Annotated in this window: 7 protein-coding genes; 2 read left to right on the top strand and 5 right to left on the bottom strand. The window is 67.4% G+C overall.

Going from position 1 to position 8,936, the window contains the following annotated elements; translation table 11 throughout:
* Nucleotides 1–222: 222 nt before the first annotated feature.
* From WA805_RS23940 to WA805_RS23925, 4 genes are all read right to left on the bottom strand, one after another.
* Entirely contained in the window at nucleotides 223–387 is a 165-nt protein-coding gene (locus WA805_RS23940) for a hypothetical protein (protein WP_422285897.1), read from the bottom strand.
* A gap of 686 nt (nucleotides 388–1,073) precedes the next feature.
* Nucleotides 1,074–2,075 carry an ornithine carbamoyltransferase gene (gene argF / locus WA805_RS23935; protein WP_422276579.1) on the bottom strand — a complete coding sequence of 334 codons (1,002 nt, stop codon included), beginning with the start codon at nucleotides 2,073–2,075 and terminating at the stop codon, nucleotides 1,074–1,076.
* 19 nt (nucleotides 2,076–2,094) lie between these two features.
* Entirely contained in the window at nucleotides 2,095–3,315 is a 1,221-nt protein-coding gene (locus WA805_RS23930) for an arginine deiminase (protein WP_422276577.1), read from the bottom strand.
* Between the two features lie 5 nt (nucleotides 3,316–3,320).
* Nucleotides 3,321–3,845: a cation transporting ATPase C-terminal domain-containing protein gene (locus WA805_RS23925; RefSeq protein WP_422276575.1), complete on the bottom strand. Its 525-nt coding sequence runs from the start codon at nucleotides 3,843–3,845 to the stop codon at nucleotides 3,321–3,323.
* A 554-nt stretch (nucleotides 3,846–4,399) separates the two neighbouring features.
* Between WA805_RS23925 and WA805_RS23920 the strand changes: the two genes are divergently transcribed.
* Together WA805_RS23920 and WA805_RS23915 are read left to right on the top strand one after the other, a co-directional pair.
* Nucleotides 4,400–6,046, top strand: a complete 1,647-nt coding sequence (locus WA805_RS23920) for a YfcC family protein (protein ID WP_422285895.1) — start codon at nucleotides 4,400–4,402, stop codon at nucleotides 6,044–6,046.
* Nucleotides 6,047–6,388, top strand: coding sequence for a hypothetical protein (locus tag WA805_RS23915; protein WP_422285894.1), 342 nt, complete (start codon nucleotides 6,047–6,049; stop codon nucleotides 6,386–6,388).
* A 193-nt stretch (nucleotides 6,389–6,581) separates the two neighbouring features.
* Here the strand turns inward: WA805_RS23915 and WA805_RS23910 are convergent.
* The coding region (locus WA805_RS23910) for a cation-translocating P-type ATPase (RefSeq protein WP_425243457.1) at nucleotides 6,582–8,936 on the bottom strand (2,355 nt) is incomplete at its 5' end.

The raw sequence follows: 8,936 nt of genomic DNA, 5'->3' as shown, positions 1-8,936 counted from the left end.
CGTGGTAGCTGCCGTCCTGGTCCCGCACGATCACCGCGATCGAATCCGGCTGGATGATCAGATCAGATGCCAGCCGCCGCGCCTCGTCGGCGGCGGCATCCGCAGTCGTTTCATCTGGATACCCGATGGCGATCAGATCAGCCATGGTGTTCTCCTTCCTCCTGTGATCTCGGTTCGGCCTTCCCGCCGCTGGTCATGCGACGAGCTCTGATCCTGCCTTCGCTACGCCGGGGATTCCTCACCCTCACGTGGGTGAATTACGGCGGTTACCGGGTACCGGGACAGCCATTCGGCGTAGGACTGGCAGTGGCCCACGTCAAGTTCCACACCGCCAGGCGGGGCCTGGGCGAACATCAGGCCCGTGGCCCGCTCCGTAGCAACCGCCATGAGCCGCCCGCCGGAATCGGCTCATCCGCCGTCTCTTGTACACCACCGTCCAGGCGGGCGGCCCGGTATCGTCCGGGCCGAGCGGCCCGAACGGAAACGACCACTTCTGCCAGCACTTGATGCGGCCGCGGGCGCGGCCCGCAGCGTCAAGAATTCCCGGGCTGCCGTGATAGCGCTTCACCTCGAGCATCTGGCCCGCGCGGATCTTCACCACCTGCCCGCGCTGCACCGGATGGGCGAGGCCCGATCAGTGGATACTCAGACGCCTTCGACCGCTTCGAGGCGACCGGACCGCCTTGCCGAACTCCTCATAGTCCTGCTCGTTCTGGTCGGCGTAACGTTCGCAGAAGTCGGTGACCTACCGGGTCGAACCGCCGTCGCCGCGAACACTACATGTCGCGAAGCTGGCGCCAGTAGAAATGCCGGCTGGTGTGCGCCGTCCGTGACCCCGGGTGCCACCCTTTGGGGGGTGGGCTCCGCCGGATTAGCCTGCGATCTGGCATGTCCGGCGTAAGAACGCCAGGGCCGCTGGCGGCTCGACGGGCCAGCAGTTTCGCGTACAAGGCCGCCAGCGGTTCGGTGACGTCGAATCGTTCCAGCCTGGCTGATAACGCGCCCCCACCCGAAGATCAGTGCGGCGACTATGGCCAGGTCACCAATGCTCACGACGTCAAGGGCTCCGTGTGCTATCCGAGGGTGGCGACGAGGACGGCCTTGATGGTGTGCAGGCGGTTCTCGGCCTGGTCGAAGACGATGCTGGCCGGTGAGCGGAATACCTCGTCGGTCACCTCAAGGCCGGAGGTCATCCCGGTGTGCTCCATAATCTCGCGCCCGACCACGGTGTTCGTGTCGTGGAAGGCGGGCAGGCAGTGCATGAACTTGACGGCGGGATTCCGCGTCTTGCGCAGGAGGTCGACGTTGACCTGGTAGGGAGCAAGCAGCCGGACCCGTTCGGCCCAGACATCTTTGGCCTCCCCCATCGAGACCCACACGTCGGTATGGATGAAGTCGGCGCCGGCCACGGCCTGCGCGGGGTCCTCGGTGAGGGTGATGCGAGCGCCGGTGCGCCCTGAGATGTCCTCGGCGATCTGGACGACGTCCTTGGGCGGGTGCAGCTCGGCGGGGCCGGCCAGGCGGACGTCGCTGCCCATCAGCGCGCCCATGACCAGCAGCGAGCGAGCCATGTTGTACCGGCAGTCGCCGCAGAACGCATAGGCGATCTGGTTATAGGGCTTGCCGCTGGCCTCGCCCATGGTCAGGAAGTCGGCGAGCATCTGGGTGGGGTGCCATTCGGCGGTCAGCCCGTTGTACACCGGGATGCCGGCGTGCGCGGCGAGTTCTTCGACCTCGGCCTGGCTGTTGCCGCGGAACTCGATCGCGTCGTACATGCGCCCCAGGACCGCGGCGGTGTCGGCGATCGATTCCTTGTGCCCCAGTTGGGAGCCGGACGGGTCCAGGTAGGTCACGTGCGCGCCCTGGTCGTAGGCGGCGACCTCGAACGCCGACCGGGTCCGTGTGGATGACTTCTCGAAGATCAACGCGATCTCCTTGCCCGCCAGCTGCTGGGTCTCGGTGCCGGCGTACTTGGCCAGCTTGAGCGACTCCGCCAGCCGCAGCAGGTAGCCCAGCTCGGCCGGGGTGAAGTCGATCTCCTTCAGGAAACTGCGGTTGCGCAGGTTGTACGACATGGCTGTCTCTCCAGTGAAGTCAGAATGCGGCGTCGCGTTCGATCGGACAGGTCATGCAGTGGCCGCCCCCGCGGCCCTTACCAAGCTCGAATCCCGCGACCGTGATCACCTCGATGCCGGCCTTGCGCAGCGCGGTGTTCGTGCCGGTGTTCCGCTCGTAGGCCACCACCACGCCGGGTTCGAGGGCGACCACGTTGTTGCCGTCGTCCCACTGCTCCCGCTCGGCCTCGAAGGTGTCCCCGCCGGTCTCGATGACGCGCATCTTCCCCACGCCTAGGGCGACGCCCATCACCTCGGGCAGGGACCCGCTCTGCTCCTCGACGCGCAGATCCTCAGCCGAGGTACCCGGCCGGATCGCCCAGGTCCGTGCCCCGTAGACCACCTGGGGGAACAGCGTGACCAGGTCCCGGTCGCACATCGTGATGACGGTGTCCAGGTGCATGTAGGAGCGGGACTTAGGCAGGTGCACGGCCAGCACCTGGCGGGCCGACCCGGCGCGGAACAGCGACCGGGCGATCCACAGCACCGCCTGCGGCGTGGTCCGCTCGCCCATGCCGATCATCACCGTGCCGTTGCCGATCGGCTGCACGTCGCCGCCCTCGACATGGCAGCGGCCCCAGTCCTCCTCGGTCCCGCCCAGCCAGACGGGGAACTTCTCGGCCGCGAACAGCGGGCTGAACCGGTAGATGGTCTCCATGATCATCGTCTCGGGCTTGCGGGCCGGCTTGGTCATCGGGTTGATCGTGACCCCGCCGAAGATCCAGCACGACGGGTCGCGCTGGAACAGGAAGTTCGGCAGCGGCGGCAGCAGCATGGACGCCGGGTCGGCCGACTCCCACACCAGGCCCACGTCCCGCTGGACGTCGGCCTTGGTGATCCCGCCGATCAAGAACTCCGCCACCAGCGCCGGATCCGCCGTCGCGACCCACTCCCGGGCCCGGTGCGCGGCCGTGATGCCGACCTCGCGCTCGTTCAGGATGTGACCGCACACCCAGTCCCGGGCCTCCGCCCTGGCCAGCGCCTCGGCCAGCAGCGTCTCGGCCTCGAACACCTCCACCCCGCGCTCGCGCATCACCTCGCAGAACATGTCATGCTCGGCCTTGGCCCGGGCCACCCACAGCACATCGTCGAACAGCAGTTCCTCAGCGTTCGACGGGGTCAGACGGGCGTGCTCAAGGCCCGGCCGGTGCACCATGACCCGGCGCAGCTTGCCAACTTCGGAATGTGCCCCGAACGGCATCCTGATCACCTCGTTTCTTCATGGCCGGGTGCGGTATGCCGCCGCACGGCCTTCTGGATCTCGGATAGGACGACTATGGATAGCGCCACGGCCAGGCAGATCAGCCACTGCCGTACATCCAGGCTGGTGGCCTTGAGGAACGCCTGGAGCGGGCCGAAGACAGTGGTCAGCAGGAGCGTCAGGATCGGTACGCCGGTGGCGATGACGAACTTGGAGTCGGAGAACGTATCGAGGCTGAACGCCGTCCGCCGTTCGTCTCTGGTCTCGATCGAGAAGAGCAGGGCGTACAACGAGAACGTGACGACACCCATGGTGTGCGCGATCGCCTGCGTGTGCGCCTGCTCGGCCCAGCTGATGACCCCAAGCGTGCCGACCCCCGTGATCAGCCCGACGGAAATAAGCCAGACGAACAGGGGCCGGGTCAAGATGGGCTGGTCGGGCTGGCAGGGCTCGCGCTCCATCAGGCCCGCGGCGGGTCGTCCGTAGCCCAGCCCTACCGCCTGGAACAGCAGGTGGTGAAGTTCATCCACAGCGTGTGTCCTCCATGTCCGCGCCATGCCTCACCTACGCGACCGGCGGCGGCACCTGACCGCCGACCGACCAGTCCCCGCCCCTGTCCGGGACCGGTCGCCTGCCCGATCCTGCTTGAGCGGTCACGTGAATGGCGTCACCCTGCCAGGGGTGAACTCCGGTCATTTCCTTTGGCCTGTCGGGCACGCGCAAAAAGGCTCGGTGAACTCACCGACACGACCGGTACCTGTAATTCGATTACTGGACATCGTCCGTTCATGAATCGTTCGTAAATGCCGCAGGGTTCCGCGGCTGCGGAGGCGCACAGCCCCCGCAGCGCGACGATGCGCGTGGTGAGGAGTCGCGGTATTTGGCTTTGCGTAAGTCGGCTCTGTCACTGTGAAATCACAGTCTTCGGAAGCAGGCAGGAATCACCCGTGAAAGGGTGATGCTGCCCTGACGCCATTCGAGCAGGCTGCAGGAGTCAAATTTCGCGATCCTCGCCTGGGGGTGCGCTCATGGTGCGGGCACTAAACGCCTGGCTGGCGATATCCGCGGACCGGCGGCGGGCATCGTGACGAGCGACACGCAGACCCGCCAGGACGACACGACCGCCGAGCCCAAGCGCCGGTTCAAGTTCCCGACCGCGTTCACCGTGCTGTTTTTCGTGCTGGTGCTGGTCTGGATTTTGACGTTCATCATCAAGCCGGGTTCCTACTCCTATGTCAGTTGCGACGGAGGGTCGCCCAAGCCGGTCCCCGGGACGTTCGGCGCCGTCAAGGTCGACCTGTCCTTCCAGGAGCGGCTGTATGACCTGTGGGTGTCGCCGGTCAACGGCCTGTATGGCGTGCGGACGCCGTCCGAGGTTGTCCCGGACCCCAGCCCCGAGCTCCTCAAGCAGGGGCAGGCGGCCTGCGGGACTGTGGCGGGAAAGCAGGTGCCCGCCGAGATCGTCACCGCGCCGGGGAACACAGGGCCGTACAACAGCGGGGATCTGGCTGGCGCGGTCCAGGTGTTCTTCTTCGTCCTGGCGATCGGCGCGTTCATCACCGTCACCATCAAGACCGGGGCGCTGGACGCGGGGATCGGGCGGGTCACCGACCGATTCCGCAAGCGCGGGCTGCTGCTGATCGTGATCTTGATGGTGATCTTCTCCGTCGGCGGGACCACCTACGGGATGGCCGAGGAGACGCTGGGGTTTTACGCGATCATCCTGCCGGTCATCGTCGGCCTGGGTTACGACCGGCTGGTGGGGGTCGGGATCATCATGGTCGGCGCGGGGGTGGGGACGCTGGCCTCGACCGTGAATCCGTTCGCGACCGGGGTGGCCTCGGACGCCGCGGGCGTCGCGCTGGGGGACGGCATCGGGCTGCGGCTGATCATGTACGCCGTCTTTACTACTATCGCAGTTCTGTATGTGTTGCGGTATGCCCAGCGGGTCAAGGCCGATCCGGCCCGGTCGATGACTCCCGCCGTCGAAGGGGACGAGGCCCTGGCCAGTGCACCGGCCGGGCCCCCCGTGCCGATGACCGGCCGGCAGAAGACCGTGCTGTGGATCTTCGGACTGACGTTCGGCCTGATGATCTTCTCCGTTATCCCTTGGGGGGACTTCAGTTCCTCCCTGGAGCCGATCACGCTGGGCTGGTACTTCCCCGAACTGGCCGCGCTGTTCCTCGTCGGCGCGGTGCTGGTCGGGCTAGTCGGCGGGCTCGGCGAGGAAGGCATGGTCACCGGCATCATCTCCGGCGCCGGCGATTTCATCGGGGCCGCGCTGATCATCGCCGTGGCCCGCGGGGTGACCGTCATCATGAACAACGCCGGGATCACCGACACGGTGCTGCACGCCCTGGAGGGAGCGGTCAGCGGGCTGTCGTCCGGGGCGTTCGCGGTGGTGATGTACCTGGTGAACATCCCGCTGGCCTTCCTGGTCCCGTCCTCCTCCGGGCACGCGACGCTGGCGATGCCGATCATGGCCCCGCTCGGCGACTTCGCCGGGGTGAGCCGCGCGATGGTCGTGACCGCGTACCAGTCCGCGTCCGGCTGGATGAACCTGTTCACCCCCACCTCGGCGATCGTGATGGGCGGGCTCGCGCTCAGCCGGGTCCGCTACGACAGGTACCTGAAGTTCGTGGCGCCGCTGCTGGGCATCCTGCTCATCCTCACCTGCCTGGCCATGCTCCTGGGCGTCGCCGTCCCCGCTCTGGGAGGGCCGGTGAAATAAATGAGCACCACATACTCCCCATGCTCCCCAGGCCGGCCGTCTCTCCGGCTCCGCCGGCCTGGCCGGATCCTCCTGGCCGTCGCCGGCCTCGCGACGGTCCTGCTTGCCAGCGCCTGCGACACGGCCCAGCAGGTGCCATGGGCCACCTACAACTCCCAGCTCCAGCAGCAGATCGACGCCGCCACGGCCACCCGCGGCTGCGCCGCGCTGCAGGCCTTCCTCGCGGCCGCCAAGGCGACCAGCAGTGCGCACGAGAAGGCCACGGGATTCCCCAACGACTCCCTCGTCGCCTACATCCAGGCCAGCCAGCACGAGGCGGGCTGCCCGTCGGCCAGCGGCTGACCGAAGGTAAGTATCCCTGAGGACTTCTGGCGAAAGGAGCCGGGGCCTGAGCCTCGGTGTTGATAAAGAGCTGCGCGGAGGTGCCGCAAATCCGCTTTCCCTGAGTTCTTCGACGGATGGTGTCTGGTGTTGTTCTACCTCAGGCCTTGGCTATCGCGATCGGTCTCGCGGAACGTTCCTCCGCATGCTGTCGTCATCCCACGCTCCTGTGCCCATCGCGCTGGCGTCGCAGCTGGAGGATCTTATCCACCGCAACGACGGCGGGAGCCAGGAGGGACAGGGCGAGCACGATGATCCACTCGCGTCCGGTGAGGGAGGTGGTGTCCAGCAGGCGCTGGAGCATGTTGAGTTCGACGGCGGCCCAGGTGAGGATCCAGCCGAGGATGATCCAGCCGAGGTAGGGGAACACCGGGGAGGACCACGGCGCCTGGCGTTCGCGGCGCATGACCAGGCCGATGTTGACCGCGCTGAACGAGATGATGGCGAAGGCCATGGTCATGTTGACCGAGGCGTGGGTCGTGGAGGGCTTGCCGGGACCCCACTCGAGCACGCACAGCGCGGTGACAGCGACCACGAACCCGAAGATGAACCAGCGGATGATCCAAGGGGTGGTGACGATCTTGGTGCCGGGCTTGCGCGGCGGCCGCTGCATCACGCCGGGGTCGGGGACGTCGACGATGAATCCGATGACCACGGTGATGACGACGAAGAACTTGCAGAACAGCAGCTGCAGCGGGAACAGGGCCACGCCGCCGTTGATGTTCAAGATGGTGGCGTAGACCATCAGCTGCAGGACCGAGGACAAGATGGTCAGCTGCATCCGAATGTAGGTGGAGATCCGCCGGTAGATGTCGCGGCCGAGGTCGACGGCGCGGACCAGGGTGGCGAAGTTGTCGTCGGTCAGCACGATCTTGGCGGCCTGCTTGGTGACTTCTGAGCCGCTGCCCATGGCCACGCCAATGTCGGCCTGCTTGAGGGCGGCGGCGTCGTTGACCGCGTCGCCTGTCATCGCGACGACCTCGCCGTCTTGCTGCATGAGCTTGGCCAGGCGAAGCTTGTCTTCGGGGGCGACCCGGCCGAAGACGTGCAGCTGGGGCAGCCGCTCGATCACCTCGTCATCGGTCAGGTGCTGCAGCTCGGTGCCGGTGATGACGCCGGGCCCGAGGCCGAGTTCGTCGGCGATGGCACGGGCGGTGATGGTGTGGTCGCCAGTGATCATCCGGACGTCGACCCCGGCGCCGAGCGCGGCGTGGACCGCGTCCCTGGCCTCGGTGCGCAGCGGGTCGACGATCCCCACCAGCGCGACAAAGACCAGGTCCGTGACGGCGGCCATCGGGTCTGCGAGCGCCGCGGTCATCGTCGCGTCATCCATGTCCTTGACGGCGAACGCGAGGACCCGCAGCCCGCGCTCGGACAGCTTGCGGTTGGCGGCTAGGAGCTCGTCCCGGACGGTGCCGATCGGCACCTGCTGGCCATGCCACAGGGCCCGGTCGCAGCGGTCCAGGACCACATCCGGGGCGCCTTTGACGGTGACCAGGTGCGGTTGCTGGACGAGCGGGCCGACCAGCCAGTCCGGGCGGTCGTGGAAGGTGGCCATGAACTTGTACTCGGAATCGAACGGCACCTCGGCCCGGCGGGGCAGGGCTTCGCGGGTCTCCCCGGCGTCCACGCCCATCTTCGCGGCCAGTACCACGAACGCCGCCTCGGTCGGGTCGCCGATGACCGACTCGTCGTCGCCGACGGTGGCGTCGGTGCACAGCACCAGGCCCAGGGCCAGGTTGCGGAAGTCCGGCGGCTGCGCCCCGGCCACGCCCAGGATCGCGCCGCTCTTGGCGTAGCCGGGGCCTTCGATCTTGAACCAGTCGCCGCCGCCCAGCATCTGCGTCGCGGTCATCGCGTTCATCGTCAGGGTGCCGGTCTTGTCGCTGTTGATGACGGTTGTGCCGCCCAGGGTCTCCACGTCGCTCAGCGACTTGACCACTGCCTTGTGCTCGGCCAGCCGCCGCGCCCCCGACGACAGCATGGCCTGTACGAACGTAGGCAGGCCGGTCGGGATCGACGCGATCGCGGTCGAGATGCACAACAGCACCAGGGTAGTGGTGTCCTGGCCGCGGACCAGGCCGAAGATGGCGATTATCAGCACGGCCGCGAAGGCGATCGTGCCGAACACCTTGGTCATGCCGTCGAGCTCGCGCTGCAGCGGCGACTGGGTGCGCTGGGTGGCGTTAACCATCCCGGCGATCTTGCCCATCTCGGTCGCGCTGCCGGTGGCGGTCACCACGATCGTCGCGGTGCCCCGGGTGACCTGGGTGTTCTGGAACACCAGGTTGGTCCGGTCGCCCAGGGCGACCTCGCCGCCGGGCAGCGTGCTCGCGTCCTTAGGTATCGGCGCGCTCTCCCCGGTGAGCGCGGCCTCTTGCACCTCCAGCGTGGCCGAGGACTCGATCCGCCCGTCCGCCGGGACCACGTCCCCGGCCTCCAGCAGCACGATGTCACCCGGCACCAGCCCGGTCGATTCGATCTCGGCGACCTGGCCGGAGCGCCGCAC

Source organism: Trebonia sp. (assembly GCF_049794275.1).
Classification (GTDB): Bacteria; Actinomycetota; Actinomycetes; order Streptosporangiales; family Streptosporangiaceae; genus Trebonia.
The sequence above is the reverse complement of the archived record's forward strand: the minus strand, read 5'-3'. Positions and strand labels throughout refer to the sequence as shown.